Annotated in this window: 15 protein-coding genes; 7 read left to right on the forward strand and 8 right to left on the reverse strand. The window is 75.0% G+C overall.

Annotated elements, in window-relative coordinates; translation table 11 throughout:
* Positions 1 to 56 precede the first annotated feature (56 nt).
* Positions 57 to 1,052, forward strand: a complete 996-nt coding sequence (speB, locus tag AB0910_RS05910; RefSeq protein ID WP_366743292.1) for an agmatinase — start codon at positions 57 to 59, stop codon at positions 1,050 to 1,052.
* Between the two features lie 180 nt (positions 1,053 to 1,232).
* Positions 1,233 to 1,619, forward strand: coding sequence for a DUF1304 domain-containing protein (locus AB0910_RS05915; protein ID WP_366743293.1), 387 nt, complete (start codon positions 1,233 to 1,235; stop codon positions 1,617 to 1,619).
* 196 nt (positions 1,620 to 1,815) lie between these two features.
* On the opposite strand, the gene AB0910_RS05920 is transcribed toward AB0910_RS05915, so the two are convergent.
* Positions 1,816 to 3,237, reverse strand: coding sequence for a helix-turn-helix domain-containing protein (locus AB0910_RS05920; RefSeq protein ID WP_366743294.1), 1,422 nt, complete (start codon positions 3,235 to 3,237; stop codon positions 1,816 to 1,818).
* Positions 3,238 to 3,473: 236 nt separating this feature from the next.
* Here AB0910_RS05920 and AB0910_RS05925 point away from each other — a divergent pair, with 236 nt between their 5' ends.
* Positions 3,474 to 4,433 (forward strand): aquaporin, encoded by a 960-nt coding sequence (locus AB0910_RS05925; RefSeq protein ID WP_366743295.1) that lies wholly within the window; start codon positions 3,474 to 3,476, stop codon positions 4,431 to 4,433.
* Here AB0910_RS05925 and AB0910_RS05930 read toward each other — a convergent pair.
* On the reverse strand, positions 4,430 to 4,690 hold the full coding sequence (locus AB0910_RS05930; protein ID WP_366743296.1) for a hypothetical protein: 261 nt from the start codon (positions 4,688 to 4,690) through the stop codon (positions 4,430 to 4,432). The genes AB0910_RS05925 and AB0910_RS05930 overlap by 4 nt on opposite strands.
* A 40-nt stretch (positions 4,691 to 4,730) precedes the next feature.
* Between AB0910_RS05930 and AB0910_RS05935 the strand changes: the two genes are divergently transcribed.
* The 4 genes from AB0910_RS05935 to AB0910_RS05950 all read left to right on the forward strand — a co-directional run bounded on the left by AB0910_RS05935 (position 4,731) and on the right by AB0910_RS05950 (position 9,541).
* Positions 4,731 to 4,934, forward strand: a complete 204-nt coding sequence (locus AB0910_RS05935) for a hypothetical protein (protein ID WP_366743297.1) — start codon at positions 4,731 to 4,733, stop codon at positions 4,932 to 4,934.
* Positions 4,935 to 5,019: 85 nt separating this feature from the next.
* A complete protein-coding gene (locus AB0910_RS05940) occupies positions 5,020 to 6,204 on the forward strand; it encodes a PP2C family protein-serine/threonine phosphatase (protein ID WP_366743298.1) in 1,185 nt (394 codons plus the stop codon).
* Between the two features lie 166 nt (positions 6,205 to 6,370).
* Positions 6,371 to 7,795 (forward strand): condensation domain-containing protein, encoded by a 1,425-nt coding sequence (locus tag AB0910_RS05945; RefSeq protein WP_366743299.1) that lies wholly within the window; start codon positions 6,371 to 6,373, stop codon positions 7,793 to 7,795.
* Positions 7,796 to 8,044: 249 nt separating this feature from the next.
* Positions 8,045 to 9,541 (forward strand): arabinofuranosidase catalytic domain-containing protein, encoded by a 1,497-nt coding sequence (locus tag AB0910_RS05950; RefSeq protein ID WP_366743300.1) that lies wholly within the window; start codon positions 8,045 to 8,047, stop codon positions 9,539 to 9,541.
* Positions 9,542 to 9,673: 132 nt separating this feature from the next.
* On the opposite strand, the gene AB0910_RS05955 is transcribed toward AB0910_RS05950, so the two are convergent.
* From AB0910_RS05955 to AB0910_RS05980, 6 genes are all read right to left on the reverse strand, one after another.
* On the reverse strand, positions 9,674 to 10,429 hold the full coding sequence (locus tag AB0910_RS05955) for a hypothetical protein (protein ID WP_366743301.1): 756 nt from the start codon (positions 10,427 to 10,429) through the stop codon (positions 9,674 to 9,676).
* A gap of 1,007 nt (positions 10,430 to 11,436) precedes the next feature.
* The gene (locus AB0910_RS05960; protein WP_366743302.1) at positions 11,437 to 12,729 is read right to left on the reverse strand and encodes a transporter; all 1,293 of its coding nucleotides are present in this window, start codon (positions 12,727 to 12,729) and stop codon (positions 11,437 to 11,439) included.
* 2 nt (positions 12,730 to 12,731) lie between these two features.
* Positions 12,732 to 13,370: a hypothetical protein gene (locus tag AB0910_RS05965; protein ID WP_366743303.1), complete on the reverse strand. Its 639-nt coding sequence runs from the start codon at positions 13,368 to 13,370 to the stop codon at positions 12,732 to 12,734.
* Positions 13,367 to 15,496 (reverse strand): hydantoinase/oxoprolinase family protein, encoded by a 2,130-nt coding sequence (locus tag AB0910_RS05970; protein ID WP_366743304.1) that lies wholly within the window; start codon positions 15,494 to 15,496, stop codon positions 13,367 to 13,369. The genes AB0910_RS05965 and AB0910_RS05970 overlap by 4 nt, the downstream gene beginning before the upstream one ends.
* 96 nt (positions 15,497 to 15,592) lie before the next feature.
* Positions 15,593 to 17,203: an FAD-dependent oxidoreductase gene (locus AB0910_RS05975; RefSeq protein ID WP_366743305.1), complete on the reverse strand. Its 1,611-nt coding sequence runs from the start codon at positions 17,201 to 17,203 to the stop codon at positions 15,593 to 15,595.
* 251 nt (positions 17,204 to 17,454) lie between these two features.
* Positions 17,455 to 18,468: a LacI family DNA-binding transcriptional regulator gene (locus AB0910_RS05980; protein ID WP_366743483.1), complete on the reverse strand. Its 1,014-nt coding sequence runs from the start codon at positions 18,466 to 18,468 to the stop codon at positions 17,455 to 17,457.
* Positions 18,469 to 18,741: the final 273 nt, after the last annotated feature.

Genomic DNA, 18,741 nt, shown 5'->3' on the forward strand with positions numbered 1-18,741 from the left:
CCGGGCGCGCCCGCGCCGCACCGCTCATTCCTTATCCACATGGAGGAACCCGTCCCGTGACATCGAACGAGCAGAAGCCGCCGACCGGCGCACCCGCAGGACCTGTGGGCCCCGTCGACAGCTCGGTGGTGCCGCGCTACGCGGGCATCGCCACCTTCGCGCGGCTGCCCCGCCTCGAAGACGTCGGCAGCGCCCAAGTCGCCGTGGTCGGCATCCCCTTCGACAGCGGTGTGTCCTACCGGCCGGGCGCGCGGTTCGCGCCCGCCGCGGTGCGCGAGGCCAGCAGGCTGCTGCGCCCCTACCACCCGGGGCTCGACGTGTCCCCGTTCGCCGCCGTGCAGGTCGCCGACGCGGGCGACATCGCCGTGAATCCGTACGACATCGGCCAGGCGGTGGCGACCGTGGAGGAGCGTGTCGGCCAACTCGCCGCGGACGGCGCCTCGGTGGTGACGGTCGGCGGCGACCACACGCTCTCGCTGCCGCTGCTGCGGGCCGCCGCCCGGGTGCACGGGCCCGTGGCCCTGCTGCACTTCGACGCCCATCTGGACACCTGGGACACGTACTTCGGGGAGCCGTACACCCACGGCACGCCGTTCCGCCGGGCGGTCGAGGAGGGGCTGCTCGACACCGAGGCGCTCAGCCACATCGGCACCCGGGGTCCGCTGTACGGCAAGGCGGACCTCGCCGAGGACAGGCGGCTCGGCTTCGGCGTCGTGACCGCGGCCGACGTGATGCGGCGCGGTGTGGACGAGACGGTGGCCGCCGTGCGGGAGCGGATCGGCGACCGCCCGCTGTACGTCTCCGTCGACATCGACGTCCTCGACCCGGCGCACGCCCCCGGCACCGGCACCCCGGAGGCGGGCGGCCTCACCTCGCGCGAACTGCTCGAAATCCTGCGCGGCCTGGCCGGCGCCAGGATCGTCGGCGCCGACGTGGTGGAGGTGGCGCCCGCCTACGACCACGCCGACATCACCTCGGTCGCGGCCTCGCACGTCGCCTACGACATGGTGAGCCTGCTCGCCCTGCGCCGCGCGGAGGCCGCAGCCTCCTGAGGCAGGGCCGGGCGCCGGCCCGCGGGAACAGCGGCGCCCGGCCGTTCCGCGGCGTCGGGGCCCGTACGGGCCCGGCACCGGCGCGCGAGGCGCACGCTGTTACGATGCGGCGGCCTGTCGCAGCCGTCGGCACGGCACGGAAGCCCCCGGTCGCGGGGCAGTTGGACTACTGGAGCACACATGCTGGTCGCGGGGCTCGTCCTGGCCATGGTCGCAGGGCTGATCCACCTCTACATCTTCGTCCTCGAGTCGTTCCGCTGGACGGCCCCCGCCACCCGCGCGACCTTCGGCACCTCGGCGGAGCAGGCCAAGGAGACCCGCCAACTCGCTTACAACCAGGGCTTCTACAACCTGTTCCTGGCCGTGGCCGCCCTCGTGGGCGCCGTCCTGGTGCTCGCGGGCACGGTGACGGTCGGCACCACGCTGGCGGTCACCGGCACCGGCAGCATGGTCCTCGCGGGCCTCGTCCTCGTGTCGAGCGACCGCACCAAGCTCCGCGCGGCCCTGGTCCAGGTCCTCGCACCGGCGCTCGCCCTGATCGCGCTCCTGGTGGCACACCTCACCTGAGGCGCGCCGCCGGGGAGGCGCCCGCGGGACCACCGGCACGGCTCCCCCGTGGTCGTGCCGGCCGGGCCCCCGCGCGCCACCGCCCCGGCCGCGCCAGGAGGACACTAGAGGAGCGGTCGGCAGGGGGCGAGGTCTTTCTCGCCCAGTGACCCGCGCCCCGGGTTTCGCCCCGCACAGTGGCGGGGTCCGCGGGGTCTCACAGCTCGCCGAGCGCCCTGAGGGCGAGCCACAGCTCGTGGGTGGCGCTCGGCGCGTGCAGCAGCGACCTGCCGAGGGCGTCCTCCGCCCGTACGAGGCGTTTGCGCAGCCCCGGCGGCGAGATGCCGAGCGCCGCGGCCGCCTCGGCGAGCCGGGTGCCCGCGCGCAGCCAGGCGCGCACGGCGTCGAGACCTGACGCGCCGAGCGGGCGGGTGCGGGCGCCGGCCCAGCGCTGCGCGGCGGGCGCCGCGAGCAGCGCGGGCAGCCCCGGCGCGTCCCCGGGGCCCTGCGCGGCCGCGGGGGTGCGCAGCCGCAGCGCGAGCCATACGGTCGCCCGCCCGGCGACGCCGGTCAACAGCTCTGTCTCCAGGAGCTGTTCGAGGAGCCGCACCCGGGCCGTGAGGGTGTTGCGGTGGATCTTCAGATGGCGGTCGGCCCCGGTGCCGAAGGTCAGCCAGGACGCCAGTGTGTCCAGCAGCTCCGCCGCGTCGGGATCGGAGCGCCTTGCCGGTGTGTACGCGAGGCAGGGCCCGAGCACCCCGGCGGCCCACCGGGCGCCGGCGGGGCCGAGCGGCGGCACGAGGGTGTCGTGGCTGCTGAAGCGCCCGCCGCGGCCCGGGGCACCGCGCGCCGCGGTCAGCGCGTGGAAGGCCTGCTCGTAGCCCAGGGCGGTGTCCCGCAGGGCCACTTCGGCGCTGGTCCCTATGCGGCACTCCGGCAGTTCTGCGAGCGCGTCACGCTCCCAGCCCGCGACTCCGGCGGGCACCAGCGCGATGACGTGCCGGGAGCGCACGGGGCACGGCACGATCCAGGCCGCGCCCGCCGCGACCCGTTCCAGCCTGGCCGCGGCGGCGCCGCGCTCAGCTGCCGCGGCCTCGACCACGCACACGCGCAGCGGTCCCGGCAGCCGGTCCCCCATCGCGCCGGAGACCCGGTGGGCCAGCGCGACGTCGCCGCCCACCAGCAAATGGAGCACGGCCTCCCTGCCGCGGGCGCGCGCCGTCTCCATGCGGCGCCGGTCCCTGGTGTACTCCTGCGAGCGCAGGGCCAGTTCGAGCACCCTGGCGGCGTCGGCGAGGAGCGGGCCGTGCCGGTCGTCCGCGCGCCCCTCGACCACGAGGCTCTCGCCCTGGCCGAGCGCCACCACCTGCGCGGTGCGCCCCCTGCCGGTGCCGGTCACCCCCGACGGCGCGCCGCGCAGGCGCAGTGCGCGCACGGCGGCCAGTGCGGCACGGCTCGGGCGGCCGGCCGCCGAGGCGGTGACGGAGCCGTCGTCCGCGACCACCGCCGCGGTCCCGCCGGTGCGCCGCGCCAGCCACTCCAGGGCGGGCTCTGCCCCGCTTGCCCCGCCGACCCGTTGCAGCAGGGCGAACACGTCAGCGGCGCGTGCGGACTCGTCCCGCGGCCCCTGGTCTGCCATGGGGACACGGTAGCCAGTGGCCGCCGCCGCGGAACACCACGCGTGCCCGGGGCGGCCGGGCGGCGCTCCACTCGCCGCGACAGCCCGGCGCCGCGGCGTTAAGGTCGCTGGGACTGAGTGTGATCCACGGGGTCGAGGCGGCCACCGGGCTCGCGCGTGCGGTGGAGCACGGGGCGGCTCCGGTGGGCAGGCGGGCGGCGCCCGTCGCCGTCGCCGCCACCCGCGAAGGGGATGTCATGAGCACTACACACACCACATCGCAGGGGTCGCGCAGCTCGGCGCAGGGCACGGGCCGCGCGCTGCCGCGCTCCCTCGATCCGCACGCGCTGATCGCCGAGTTCTTCGGGACGCTCGCCCTGGTCTTCTTCGCCGTCGGCACCGCGGTCTTCGCCAAGCCCTTCGTGGGCACCGTCGGCATCGCCCTCGCCTTCGGCTTCGTCCTGCTGGCCATCGTGTACGCGATCGGGCCGATCTCCGGCTCGCACGTCAACCCCGCCGTGACGCTCGGCATGGTGCTGGCGCGCCGGATCAGCCCCCTGACGGGCCTCTGCTACTGGGTCGCCCAGCTCGCGGGCGGCCTCGCGGGCGCCGCGCTGCTCGCCTGGCTCGCCAACTCCGTACCCGCCTTCAAGACCTTCGGCAGGGGCGCCTTCGGCTCCGACGGCTACGGGGCCGACTCGGCGGTGCACATCACGCTGGGCGGCGCCTTCCTCGCGGAGACGATCCTCACCGCGCTGCTGGTCTTCGTGGTGCTGTGCACCACCCACCAGAAGGGCGCCAAGGGTTTCGACGGCCTGCCCATCGGCGCGTCGCTCCTCGTGATCCACCTGGTCGGCATCCCGCTGACCGGGACGAGCGTCAACCCGGCGCGGGCGCTCGGCCCCGCCGTCTTCGCCGCGAACAACGCCATGAGCCAGGTGTGGGTCTTCCTGGTGGCGCCCCTGGTCGGCGCCGTCATCGCCTATCTCGTGCACGTGGGCACCCACGGCCTGCCGGCCGCGGGCGGCACGGCCGAGGTCACGGACGAGAACCCGCCGCTGCCCGGCGCGGGCCGCGACCCCATGGACCGCGGCGCCGACACCCCGTACACCATCCGCACCGCGGACGGCGGCGCGGGCCCGGAAGGCGGCCCGCACGCGCACGGCGGCCCGGACGCGGAAGGCGGCCCGCGCCCGGGCGGCCCCGGCCCGCGCTAGATCCGCGCCCCCGTCTGAAGGGCCGCCGGGCGGCAGATCACCAGCCGCTGGTCCGTGTCCTGGAGCGGCATGAGCACCTCGAAGTGCACCGAGAGGGCACCGGCGTCGGGAGGGCGTATCGCCTTTCTTCCGCGCCCGTTGATCCGCGCGCCCTCCCGCAGGACAGGCTCGCACGTCTGCGGATGCAGCAGGCACAGCCACATCGTGTTGCGCCGCGCCGCCGGCAGGGTCTCGAAGTCCACGAGCAGGGCCGCCATCCCAGGTCGCGCCGGCCTGGACCCTGCACAACCCGGCCGTTTGACCGCGCCGGTCCTCGGCGCGCGCACGCCCGCGCAGCTCGCGGACAACCTGGGCGCGCTCGACGTCGAGCTGACCGCGTCCCAGCCGGCCCCGCTCGACGCGGCGAGCGCGATCGAGCTCGGCTACCCGCTCGACATGCTCGCGGGCGACCACATCCGCGAGGTGACGACGGGCGGCCTGCGGATCGAACCGCGCCGCTGACCCCGTACGGAGAGCCGCGCGCCTGTCCGAGCGGGTCTCCTGCGGGAAACATGCACCGGCCACCGAAAGGGTGTATACGGGGTGAATGGGCAGGAGGAGTGTGTCGGAGCGCCTGCTGGAGCCGCCTTCGGGACGCGGCAAGCTGGCCGCGGTTCCGTTCGCGCTCATCGCGGCGATCACCGCGGTGGACGTCCAGGCACCGGACGACGTGCACCTGGGGCCGCTGCTGGTGATCGCACCCGCGCTCACCGTGGCCCTCGCGGGGGCGCGGCTGACCGCGCTCGCCGGGGCGCTCGCGCTGCTCGCGCAGGTCTTCATCGCGGTGTTCCACGGCGGGCTCGGCACGGCCAACCACGTGTCGCAGATCATCGCGCTCGCCGTGCTGTCCCTGCTGGTGGTCCTCGTCAGCCTGGCGCGCGAGCGCCGTGCGAGACAGCTGTCCGAGGCGCGGTCGGTCGCCGAGACGGCGCAGCGGGTGCTGCTGCGGCCCCCGCCCCGCAGGATCGGCCCGCTGCGCGTCGCCTGGCTGTACCTGACAGCGGAGGACGAGACCAGGATCGGCGGCGACCTCTTCGCGACGGCGCGCGCGGCGCACCCCTCGACCCGGGTGATCATCGGGGATGTCCGCGGCAGCGGGCTCACCTCCATCGGCGAGGCCTCCGTCGTGCTCGCCTCCTTCCGCGAGGGCGCCCACCGTCACCCCGCGCTGCCCGACCTCGTGGCCACCCTGGAGGAGAGCGTCTGCCGCAATCTGGAGGAGGTCGCGGACACCGAGCACGACCCGGGCGAGCACTTCGTCACCGCCCTCGTCCTCGACCTGCCCGACCAGGGGGCGCAGGCCCAGATGGTCAACTGCGGCCATCCACCGCCGCTGCTGGTGCGCGGCAGCCGGGTCGAGCCGCTGCACCCCCGCAGCCCTTCGCCGCCGCTGGGGATGGCGGGGCTGCGCGGCGGTGAGCCGCGCACCGATCCGTTCACCTTCGAGCCGGGCGACCTGCTCGTGCTCTACACGGACGGCGTGATCGAGGCGCGCTCGCCCGCGGGGGAGTTCTATCCGCTGGCCGAGCGGGTGGCGGCCTTCCTGCCCGGCAGCCCCGAGAGCCTGGTGCACCGGGTCCACCAGGACCTGCTCACCCACACCGGCGGACGCGCGGCGGACGACACCGCGCTGCTGGTCATCGAGCGGGCAGGGCCGCCGCGCGCCGAGGAGGGGCAGCGCGTGCTGCACGCGGGCGCGCCGCCGTCCGCGCGCCCGCAGGGCCGCGGCTGACGGCGGCGGCCCTGCGCGCGCACGGACGGGCGCGGCGCGCACGGCGCGTACGGCGCGTACGGCGGAAAACGCGGGCCTTCCCACTCGTGTGATACCCAGCCGAACACTCTTGCCGTACGCCGCGCAGTGCCCGTCCCCGGGGCGCGTCGTTGTCCCCGGTGTGAAGATGACCGAACTCAGCCAATACCCCGTGCGTCCCGGGCAGGTACGGGAGTGGACGCTCCATCCGCCCGCGCTGGCCGCCGCACGGCGGGCGGAGCGGGACTCCGTGCCGCCTTCGTACAACCAGGAGTCCCACGTCCTCACCACGGTCCGGCTCCAGGAGCGCGGAGCGCGCACCGCCGACTGGGGAGGCGTCGCCTTCGAGGTGGACGGTGATCTCGACACCGGCGCCTTCGGCCGGGCGCTGGTGGGCTGGATCGGCAGACATGAGACGCTGCGCAGCGGATTCCGCAGCGAGGGCGGGGAATTGCACCGCTTCACGCTCCCCCGTGAGGCGATCGGCGTGGAGAGCGCGGTGCTCGGGGAGTTCCGGGACAGCCAGGTGCTCGGCCGCTTCCTCACGGACCGGCTCGACGCGGCCACCGACACCCTGAGCTGGCCGTGCTATGGGGTGGAGACCGTGCAGCGGCCGGGCTCCGCGACCGTGCTGCTGGCCTTCGACCACACGCAGACGGACGGGTACACGCTGTTCGGGATGGTCCACGAGATCCAGGAGTTCTACCGGGCGGCCCGCGAGGGGCGGCCGCCCGCGCTGCCGGCGACCGGCAGCCATGTCGGCTACAGCCGCGAACAGCGGCACCAGGCGTCCCTCGTGGGGCGCGACCACCCGGCGGTCCTGAGGTGGAAACGTTTCATCGAGGACAGCGGCGGCCGCCCGCCCGGCTTCCCGCTGCCGCTCGGCACGGGCGACGACGAACTGCTGCCGCAGAAGTCGGTGTTCGGCTGGCTGCTGGACGCCGACGACACGGAGGCGCTCGCCGAGCTGTGCAAGCGGGAGAGCAGCGCTTTGCCGGCAGGCGTGCTGGCGGCGAGCGCGCTCGCGGTGCGCGACCTCGGCGCGACGGGCCCGTACCGCACGGTGATGCCGTTCCACACCCGTACGCGCTCCGAGTGGTCGGCCTCGGTGGGGTGGTACGTGGAGGGCGGTCCCGTCGAGATCGACCTGGCGCCCGGGTGCGGCTTCCCCGAGGCGGTACGGACGGCGCAGCGCTCCGCGCGCGAGGCGCGGCGGGTGGCGCGGGTGCCGTTCTTCCGGGTCTGCGAGCTGCTCGGGGTCGACTTCAAGAAGACCTCGCCCGACCCGTTCTCGCTGCTGTCCTACATGGACGTGCGGGACTTCCCGGGCGCGCGCGACTGGGCGGGGTGGAACGCGCGGGCGCTGCTGCGGCTCTCCGACAGCGGCAAGGCGTGCCTGTGGGTGGTGCGCACCCTTGAAGGGCTGTACCTGTTCGGCCGCTACCCCGACACGGAGGAGGCGGCGGCCACGCTCGCGTCGTACACGCGCTGCGTGCGGGAGATCCTCCAGGAGGCGGTGGGCACCGGCAGGCGTGCGGGCTCGGCCGACCGGCGGGTCGCCGCCTCGGTCTGACGCCGCGCGCCGGGGCCACCGTCGCCCCGCGGCCCGCCGCCCTCAGGGGGGCGGGCCTTCGTGCGTCCCGGCGGCGGCCGTGCGACAAGCCGTCAAAGAATCAACACTTGCCAACAGAACGAAAGACCGAACTCCCTTATTGGCAACAAATATTGACGTGTTCAAACAGCGGGCGTAGCTTCCGAGTCGGCCGCTTCGGCCGCCGCGTAGTCGAGTTCGAGCTCTGATACCCCACGTCTGGAGCACACCATGCGCGAAAGAAGATCCACCGCCGCCTCCGGGACGCGTCCCCTGCCCGTCCGCCTCCGCCGCGCCCTGTTCTCGGCGCTCGCCGTCCTCGGGCTGCTGCTCGGCCTCGGCACGGCCCTCCCCGCCGCGGCCCGGGCCGCCGGCTCCCTGCCCTGCGACATCTACGGCGCCGCCGGCACGCCCTGCGTGGCTGCGCACAGCACCACGCGCGCCCTCTACTCCTCCTACAACGGCCCGCTCTACCAGGTCACCCGCACCTCCGACGGCGCGAGCACCGACATCGGGCTGCTGTCCACGGGCGGCTACGCAAACGCCCAGGCCCAGGACTCCTTCTGCGCCGACACGCAGTGCAGGATCGACAAGATCTACGACCAGTCGCCCCGGCACAACGACCTCACGCCGGGCCCCGCGGGCACCTCGGGCATGGGCGCCGACCGCGGCGCGGACGCGGCGGAACTCGCCGTGACGGTCGGCGGGCACAAGGCGTACGGCATCTGGATCTCGCCCGGCGTGGGCTACCGCTCGAAGGGCGCGGCGTCCGGCACCGCGGTCGACGGCCAGGCGGAGGGCGCCTACATGGTGGCGAGCGGCACCCATGTGGGCTCCGCCTGCTGCTTCGACTACGGCAACGCCGAGAGCACGCCCGCCGACACAGGCAACGGCCACATGGACGCGGTCTCCATCGCGACCACCTGCTACTTCGCGCCCTGCACCGGCTCCGGCCCCTGGGTGGAGGCCGACATGGAGAACGGCATGTTCCAGGGCGACAACGGCTCCAACACCGCGAACAGGGGCAACAGCTCCCCGTTCGTCACCGCCGTGCTGAAGAACGACGGCCAGACCACCTACGCGCTCAAGGGCGGCAACTCCCAGTCGGGCGCCCTGTCGACGTGGTGGAACGGTGCCCTGCCGACCCGCGGCGGCTACCGGCCCATGCACCAGGAGGGCGGCATCATCCTGGGCACGGGCGGCGACAACAGCAACTGGAACATGGGCACCTTCTTCGAGGGCGTGATGGTCTCCGGCTATCCCACCGACGCGGCGGAGAACGCGGTGCAGGCGAACATCGTGTCGGCCGGGTACTCCGGCGAGACGAACGTGCCCAACGGCCCGCAGTCCACGATCACCGGGCCCGGCGGGAAGTGCGTGGACGTCGCCGCCGACGACACCGGCGTCGACGGGGCGGCGGTCCAGCTGTGGGACTGCCAGTCCTACGCCGAGGACCAGTACTGGACGCACCACACGAACGGCTCGCTCAGCACCATCGGGCGCTGCCTCGACATCAACGGCAACGGCACCGCGGCAGGCACCGAGGTCGAGCTGTGGGACTGCAACGGCGTCGGCGGCCAGAACTGGGTGCAGCAGAGCGACGGTTCGCTGCTCAACCCCCAGTCGGGCCGCTGCCTCGACTCGCCGAACGGCGCGACGGCCAACGGCACCCGGCTGCGGATCTGGGACTGCAACGGCTCCGCGGCCCAGAAGTTCACCCTGCACTGACGCCCCGCGGCCTCCCCGCGGCCCGGCGCACCCGCCGGGCCGCGCGCGGGGCGCCACCGCGCGGGGGCACGTCCCGTGGCGTGCCCCCGCGCCCCCTCCCCCGAGCAGGCCCCCGGTGTTCGGAGGGCCTGCTCAGCCCATCCGTACGACCGTCGTGAGGGTGCCGCCGTGCGGGACGCGCAGGACGTGGATCCTGCGCGCTCCGCCGCGCAGCAGGGTCACGTCCGTCGCCTCCACGGTGGCCGCGAGGGCCCTCCCCCACGCGACGGTGAAGGACGTGCCGCCCCGCCGTACGACGAGGCCCTCGGCGCTCGCCCCGCTGTCCTCGCCGTACGGGACGGGCGTGCCGTCCGTGAAGCGCACGGTGTCGGTGGGCAGCAGCACCAGCGGCACCTGCCCGGTGAGGCTGCCGGTGCCGCGCACCTCGCGGGTCACCGACGTGCGGTCCACGGTGAGGACCGTGCTGGTCCGCCCGTCCCGCAGGCCGTAGGCCACCACCACGGGCGCGGCGCCCGGGACGGCCTCGGTGCCGTCCCAGGGGCGGTCGCCGATGCGGTAGGAGGCGTCGAGGTCGCCGTGCGCCTCGGCGTTGCCGTTCGCCAGCACACTGCCCCACACCTGGGTGTCGCTCGCGCGCTGCGACTGGACGAAGGCCCCCGCCTCGGGGTGCCACAGCAGGCCGGGGCCGGTGCGCACGTCGGGGCTCGGGCGGGTGCCGAAGAAGGACGGGAGGTACAGGGCGGGCCTGCGGACGTACAGGTACGTCTGGTCGAGCGCCGTGTCCCTGCGCTGCACGGCGAAGTCCTGGGAGCGCAGGTAGGGCAGCCGCCGCACCGCCGCGGCCTTGGCCTGCCGCGAGGTACTCGATGCGCTCGTGGAGGCGGGCAAAGAGCGCGCGGTCGCGGATGAGCTGGAGCGACCTGGTGGCGCCCGCGAGCCCCGCGGTGTTCTGGTTGGCGTAGTGGATCGGTGTGTTCCAGATGGCGTTCGCCGGGTCGAGGAACCAGGTCATGCCCTGCTGCAGCGCCGCCTCGATCTGCACGCGGCGTGCGGGCAGCGCCCCCGCCTGCCGGAGGCTGGCGAGGGTCTTCGCGAGGTAGCCGATGCCGAAGCCGGTCGCGGCCTTGGACCGCTCGTCGGGCGCGTACTCGGGCCAGGAGCCGTCCGCGTGCTGGAGGTCCAGGTAGTGCGCGACGGCCGCGTCGAGCCGGGAGAGCAGCGCCTTGTCGCCGCTGTACGGGTTCCAGCTCCTGGCGTTGGCGTAGAACCAGCTCAGGGTGAAGACATGTTCCTGCACGCGGGAGTTGGTCGGTTCGCTCGGGGTGCGCCACCAGCCGCCGCCCAGGTAGCCGAGGGTGGCGGGGTCGTCGAGGACGACGTCGTTCACCATGCCGGGCAGGATGGCGAGGTACGGGCCGAAGCGCTGCTCACGCGGTGTGAAAAGCCTGCGGACGGGCGCGCCCTGCGGGAGCGGTGCCAGCGGCGGGAAGGGCCCGGGCGGCGGGGGTACGGCCGCCGACGCGGTGCCGCCCGCCCACCGCGTTCCCAGCAGCGCGGCGGCGCCCAACGCGCCGCCGAGGACCGCTCGCCTGCCGACCGACCGGAGTTGAGGTGCCACAGCTGCCTCCACCGCGTTAATGCGCATTAGCGACCCGGCGCGTACGTCCTCCGCGCGCCGGCCACTCGAATGCCGATGACGGTAGGCGCGCCCTGCGGCAGTGTCAACAAGCGTGTCTCGGTGGGCTGTTGGTGCCGCTGCCTGCGGTTTTCGACGGCCGGGCAGCGTGGAGCGCGGCCACCGCACACCGGCAGTGTGTGCGGTGGCCGTCGCACCGCACGGCGCGCCCCGCACGGTGCGCCCCGGGCGGCGGGCCCGGCTCCCGGGGCGCACCGCCTCAGAGGTACAGCGAGGCGGTGACGGCGAAGCCGCCGAGCGCCACGCACCACACGTACGGCAGTGTTCTCGTCATCACCTGCTGCGGGCCCACGCCCGCGTACTGCGCCGCCCAGACCGTCTGCGTGCTGGTCGGGTCGGCGACGCCGAAGACCTGGTTGTACGAGGTCGTCAGGCCGAGGACGGCGACGGCCGGGTAGATGCCCGCGGCGATCAGGACGCCCGCGATACCGGCGCCGAGCCCGTAGACGTTCAGCGGTCCCCGGTAGAGGCAGAGCGGCACGAGCACGGTGAAGACGGCGACGAACAGCACGGGGTTCTGCGGGCTGACCGCCTTGACCAGCGGCTGGAGCGCGTCGATCGCGCCGGGCAGCTGGACGGCGGCGAGCAGGATGCCGATGGCGACGAAGAGGGCGACGGGCGCGGCCGCCACCTCGAAGCCCGCGTAGAGCGTGCGCAGCAGCCGCTTGTTCATCTCCCGCGGCCGCACCGTGGTGACCAGTGCGTACACCACGCCCGCGAGCAGCGAGGGGATGATGGCGAGACCGCAGCCGAGGGCGAGCACCAGCGGCACGACGGGCGTCAGCAGGGCGTACCAGGGGGCGTCGCCGAGCTGCTTGCGGCGCGAGGGCGTGCGGGGTTTCCCGGCGGCCTCCGGCGATCTGAAGGCCCAGGCGTGCTCGACGCCCCTGCGGCGCGTCTCGATGAGGACGAAGAGGATCGCGGCCGCGAGCGCCAGCGGGAACAGCTTGATCATGAAGCCGCGCACCTCGGGGACCGACAGGTGCAGCGCGCTGGAGAAGAACTGCCAGACAGGCAGCTCGAAGGGCATGCCGGCGGCGATGCCCATCAGGATCGTGCCCGCCGCCGTCACCTTCGGGATGCCGACGGCGATCATGGCGGGGATGCCGATGATGCCGGCGAGCATCGCGGCGGGCGCCGAGCCCGTGACGGTGCCGATGAGGGTGGACACGGCGAGGACGCCGAGGCCGACCACGGTGGGCCGGTCGCCGCCGAACTCGACGATCTTGCGCACCAGGGTCCCCGCGATGCCGGTCTCGTCCAGCAGCTTGCCGAGCCAGGACCCCAGGATGATGGCGATCATGGTGGCGGCGAGCGCGGGCGCGCCCTCCTGGAGGACGGTGTCCATGACGCTGTTCTTGCCGGTGAGCGGGGCGCCCGCGACCAGGGCGATGACGACGGCGAGGAGCACGAGCGCGAACGCCGTCGGGAGCTTGCGGCTGAGCATGGCGGCGACTCCGGCCGCCATGACCAGCAGGATGACGATGCCCATGGTCACTTCTTCCTTCGTGCGTGCGGGGCCCGCGGCGCTTCGGCGCCCGCGGGCAGCGGTGGCGCCGTGGTGGCGGCGAGCGCCTCGGCGAGCAGGAGCGGGCTGCGGCCGAGGCCCGCGGCGCGGGCCGCGTAGGCGTGCGCGGCGATCTCTTCGGCGCCCGCGACGTACCCGTACACGCGCAACCGGCCGCAGGAGAGCACGAGATGGCCGACGGCGCGCCTGAGCTCCGCCTTGCCGCCGCCGTGGTGGAGCTGCTCGTGAACGGCCTCGTGGGCGAGCGCCGCGGCCCGCACGGAGCCCGCCGGGTAGAGGGCGCGCCAGCCGAGCCTTTCGACCAGGTCCTCGGCTGCGGCGATGGCGTCGGTGTACAGCTCGACGGTCGCGGGCCTCGACCGGTAGCGGGCGAGCATGCCGAGCGCGAGCCCGCCCTCGCGCTCCACGACGCGCGCGGCGGGCGGCGGCGCCGACGGCAGCGCGGCGCCGAACTCGGCGGCGGCCGCTGCCCAGGCGCGCAGCACGCCGTGCCCGCGCCCCTGGTGGACGGGGGCGGAGGCGAGCAGCCGCGCGCCGAACTCGGTGTCGTCGAGGTCCGCGAGGCCGCGGGCCGCGCGCAGCGCGGGGGCGGAGGTGACGGTCATGTCCGCGCCTCCACGACGGCGACGACGGGTTCCGCGGGCCCGCGCGAGCCGAGTTCGCTGCGGGCGAGCGCAAGCAGCGCGCCCGGGTCGAGGACGCCGGAGAGGTCCGCGATCCGGGAGCCGACCAGCAGCCTGAGGGCGGGCGCGCGGACGCCACCGTCGCCGTAGGACGTCGACTCGTCGACCAGGGCGGCGAGTACGGCAGGCGCCTCGCCCGCCGTGGTGGTGGCGACGCGCGCGTCGGGCGCGTGCAGCCGGACCACGCCGTCCGCGTCCACGACGCGCACCGGGTGGCGCGTCCCGCGCAGGCGGCGGCGCACCTCGGTGCCGTAGACGGTGTGCGCGGGGGTGTCGGCGAGCACCCGCACCGCTGCGGGGTCGCTGTGCAGGCTCGCGGCCGCGGCGCCGAGGCGCTCCGCGTCGTCGGCGCGGTGCGCGCGGTCCTGGGTGCGCAGCTCCGTCGCGCCGGTCGCGACGGCGCGCACGGTGTTGGTCTGCGGGTCGACGGTCACCTCGACCTCGACGCCTTCGGCGGCGGCGCCCTGCGCCGTCACGGCGCGCTCGGCCTCGGCGCGCACCGCGAGTATCTGTTCCTGGGTGGCGCCGGGGATGATCCGCTCGACCTGCTCGCGCACGAGGGCGAGCGCGACACCGATGGGGCTGATGACCTCGCTGTGGCGGGCGATGCGGCCCTCGTGCCCGGTGACGGCGGCGAGGTGCGGGGTGACGGAGGCCGCGCCGCCGCCCCCGCCGACGAGGACGGCCGCCTCCCGGTCGAGCCTGTAGTCCTTGACCAGCTGGTCGACCACGGCCTTGACCTGGGCGGTGCCCGCGTCGAGCACCCGGGCGGCCGCGGTGGCGACGTCCACGCCGAGCGCGGCGGCGAGCGGCGCGAGCGCCGCCTCGGCGACGTCCTGGTCGGCGCGGGCGAAGTCGCCGTCGGGCACCCGGCCGAGCGCGTTCGCCGCGCAGGTCATGGTGAGGGCGTAGCGGCCGCCCGCCGCTTCGACCACGACATGGTCGGCGGGGTCGCCCGGCAGGGGGCTCACCGTCGCGAGCCGCGCGTCGCGCAGGTCGTCGGCGGTCGCGAAGCACGCGTACGGCAGCCCCGCGATGTGCGCGCTGCGCGGGCCCACCGCGGTCACCTTCCCGCCGCCGACGCGGATCATGGAGCCGCCGCCGACGCCGACGGTGCGCACGTCGAGCGCGGAGAGGTACGACGGCTTGCCGAGGACGACGGCGTGCCGCACGGCGACCTTGCCGCGTCTGACGACGCTGATGTCCGTCGACGTGCCGCCCGTCTCCAGGAAGAGGCCCTCGCTGATCCGCTCCTGCATGAGGGCGCCGGCGACGCCGGCAGCGGGCCCCGAGAGCACGGTCAGCAGCGGCCTGCGGCGCATCTCGTCGAGCGACATGACGCCGCCGTCGCAGCGCATCACCATCAGCGGCGCGGTGACGCCCGCCGCGGCGATGGAGGAGTCCACGAGATCGGCGGTGGCGAGCATGCGCGGCAGGATCGCGGCGTTGACCACGGCGGTGCGGGTGCGCTTGTGGAGGCCGTAGAGCGAGGTGATCTCGTGGGCCGCGGTGGTGGGCAGGCCGCGCGCCCGCCCCGCGGCGGCGACGGCCTCCTCGCCGTCCGGGCGGTCCACCGCGAACGGCTGGGTGGCGACCAGGGCTTCGGCCCCCTCGCGCAGGACCGTGTCGAGCGCGGCGTCGACGGCCTCCGGGTCCTCGGGGTCCGGCACATGCGCGTAGGCGAGCGGCAGCGCCCTGCCCGGGGTGAGTTCGAGCTTGCCGAGCGCGGCGAGGCGGCGGGTCAGCACGGCGCCTGGCCCCGTCCCGACGCCGATCAGTCCGACGGTCGCGACGTCGCCCTCCAGCAGGGCGTTGGTAGCCTGTGTGGTGCCGTGCGCCAGGAAGGCCACGTCCCCGGGGGCGTGTCCCGTCCTGGCCAGCAGGCGGTCGAGTGCCTCGACGATGCCGTGGGCGACCCCGTCCTTGTGGTGGTGGCTCGTGGGGACCTTCACCTGCCCGAGCAGGTCGAGGGTCGTGGCGTCCACCGCCACGGCGTCGGTGAAGGTCCCGCCCACGTCGATGCCGACGCGGATACGGTGGGTGGTCATTGGTCCGGGCACCTCCTTGTGCTGTGTGGCGACCTCGCGGGCGGTGGTCCTGGCGGGACAGGTGGAGCTGTCCCGCCAGGGCCGTGCGCCGCGTTCTCAGTAGCCGCGTACGTCGGGCCAGTGGCGCTGCACCCCGGCCCGGTCGAGGACCGCGGCGAACGTCTCGAACCTCTTGTCCTCGGCCTGTACCTGGTGCGGTTCGACGCCCTCGGCGAGGCAGTGGGCGGCGAGGGCGCCCGCGGCCTCGCCGATGTTCCACTCCACCGGGTGGAGCCGGTAGCAGCCGTTGGTGATGTGGGTCGTGCCGATGTTCTTGCCCGCGGGCAGCAGGTTGCGGACCCTGCGGGGCACCAGTGCCCCGAGCGGGATCTCGAACGGCACGGAGCCGATGTCGATGTAGTTGTCGCCCCCGGTGGAGGGGTGCAGGTCGATGCGGTAGTTGCCGACGCCGACCGAGTCGCGGTGCCGGGTGCCGCCGTACGGCCCCACGAGGTCGATGGAGACGTCGTGCTCGGTGACGGTGGTGACGGCCTTGATGCGCCGGGACTCCCGCACGTAGGGCGACTTGGCGAGGCCGTCGGGGGTCCCGGTCACGTCGGGGCGGAGCCTGAGGCCGGGGAAGCCGGTGCCGCCGTCCTCGCGGGGCGCCTCGGTCTGGAGCCAGTACAGGACGGAGAGCGAGAGCTGGCGCGCCCCGGCGACCGCCTCGGCCGCGCCCTGCTCGCCCGCGCCGATCAGCGGCTTGAGCCAGTAGTCGTTGAGCGGCCAGTTGGCGAGGGTGATGTCCGAGTCGAAGGCGCCCGGCCTGTGCAGCTCGCGGGCGAGGATGCGGCGGAAGCCGAACAGCTCCTTGTCGCCCGCGTCGGCGGACTGGTCGGCGGAGACGGCGAGCGGGTCGGCCGCCGGGTTCGGCACGAAGGTGCGCGGCACCGGCGCCAGGGTGCGGGGGTCGGGCGCGAGGAAGCCGAGCAGCGGCCCCGGCCAGAAGTCCGGCCGGTAGGAGCGCCAGAAGTCGTACGTCTCCGGCCGGTCGACGGTGTGGTCCTCGCCCTCGTGGTGCGAGACGGCGAAACACACCGTGATGCCCTGCTGGTTGAGCGGGTCGGCGGTCTGAGGTGCGTGCGGCTCGCCGTACTCCGCGTGGGACTCGGCGCCCAGCGCGTGCTCCACGCCCGCGAGTTCGAGCAGGTCGCCGGTCTCGGTCGCGTCGATGACGTAGCGCGCCGGCAGGGTGTGCCGTGCGCCGTCGCCGAGGCTCTCGACGGTGACGGCGCGCACGGTGTCGCCCTCGGCCTCCGCGGCCACAGGGCGGTGGCGGAGCAGGACGGTGAGCCGGCCGGCGGCGCGGTGCGGCGCGAGCATCGCCTCCAGCACGGCCACCGCGACGCGCGGCTCGTGGCAGAGCTTCGAGACGCGCCCGGCGCCGGGGTTGAGCGAGGTCAGGGCGAGCGCCTCGGCGCGCATCGGGTACCACTGACGGTAGTACGCCCTGATGGACTCGCGCAGCTGCCGGTAGGTGGCGGTGGTGCCGAACTGCTCGACCCAGGGGTGCTCGTCGGGCGGCACGGCCTGGGCGGTGAGCTGCCCGCCGATCCAGTCGGTCTCCTCGGTCAGGACGACGGTGCGGCCGGCGCGGCAGGCCGCGAGCGCCGCCGCGACGCCGCCGAGTCCACCGCCGACGACGAGGATGTCGGGTTCCGGTGTCACGGTTCTCCTTGTGGTGCGGGTGGTGCCTGAGGTGCCTGTGGTGCGGTGCCTGGGTGGTCCGGGTGGTCCGGGTGGTCCGGGTGGCCCGGGTCGTGCAGGCGGTGCAGGTGGTGCGGCTGTCGGTGTGATCGGTGGTGCGTGTGCCGCGGAGGGCGGGTGCGGTGCGTGTGCCGGTGTGCGCGTGCCGGTGTGCGCGTGCCGGTGTGCGCGTGCCGGTGTGTGCGGCGGGGCGCGGGCCGCCGCACGGCCCGTCAGGCGGGCGGCGGCCCCGAGGTCTCGCCCGGTCTGAAGGTGCAGGGGACGAGCGGCTCGCCGCCCTCCTCCCCCGCGACGAGTGCGGCGAGCAACCGCACGGCGGCGGCGCCGAGTTCGGGACGCGGCACGTCGAACCCCGTGGGGACGCGATCCGCGGGGCGGCCCGGCGCGGGGCTGCCGAGCAGGGCGAGGGACAGGTCGCGGGGGGCCGCGCAGCCCGCCGCGTCCACAGCCTCCCGCAGCGCGCGCCACGCGGTGCCCGTGTCGGTCTCCTCGGCGACGAACGCGGTCACGCCCTCGGCGACCCAGTCGCGCAGCCGCCGCGCGGTGAGGTCCGCCGCCGGGTCGGCCGAGCGGAACACGGCGCAGTCGGCCGTGGAGAGGCCCGCCGCCGCGACGCCCGCGAGGAAGCCGCGTTCGCGGTCGGTGGACGCGGGCGCCTCGTCGTCCTCGCGCACCAGCACGATCCTGCGGTGGCCGAGCCCCGCGAGGTGCGCGACGACGTCCGCGGACGCGCTCACATAGTCGGCGCCCACCCAGGCGAGGCCCTCGGGCTCGTCCCTGCGGCCGATGTGCACGACGGGGAAGCCGTCGGCGACCAGCCTGCCGAGTTCGGCGGCGGGCGCATGGCGGCCGAGGAAGAGGCAGCCGTCGGCGAGGCGGACCCTGCTGAGGGCTTCGGGGGCCGCGGCGCCCGCGCCCCCGGTGCTCGACCCGGTGAACAGCACCAGGTCGAAGCCACGGGCCGCGGCCTCCTGCTCGACGCCGACGAGGAACGGGTAGTACGAGTGCTGCACGTCGGTGGGGAAGGTGGCGGTGAAGCTGAAGACGCCGAGCAGGTCGTTGCGCGCCGCCGCGAGCCTGCGGGCCGCGGGGTCCGGCACGTAGCCGAGGGCGCGGGCCGCTTCGAGCACCTTGCGCCGGGTCTCCTCGGAGATGGCGGCGCCCTGCTTCTTGCCGCCGAGCACGAGGGAGACGGTGGCCTGGGAGACCCCGGCCACCCTGGCCACCTCGGCCTGCCGCGGCCGGGACGTGCGGCCGGCGGGCGCGGGCGCCCTGCCCGGCCGTGCGCGTTTCCTCGGTTCGTCCACCGGTGCTCCTTTGCCCCTGCGTTAATGCGCATTAGTAATGCGCATTAACGCACTATGGGCCCGCCCCGGTCCGAGGTCAAGGGGCGTGCGCCGGCTTTCCGGCCCCCGTGCGCCGGCTTTCCAGGCCCCTGGGGGCGGCGGCAGGCCGAGGGGCAGCGGGCCGGGCGCGGGGCCCCTGCGACGCGCTCGGGT

The organism is Streptomyces sp. NPDC047002 (assembly GCF_040704505.1).
Classification (GTDB): domain Bacteria; phylum Actinomycetota; class Actinomycetes; order Streptomycetales; family Streptomycetaceae; genus Streptomyces.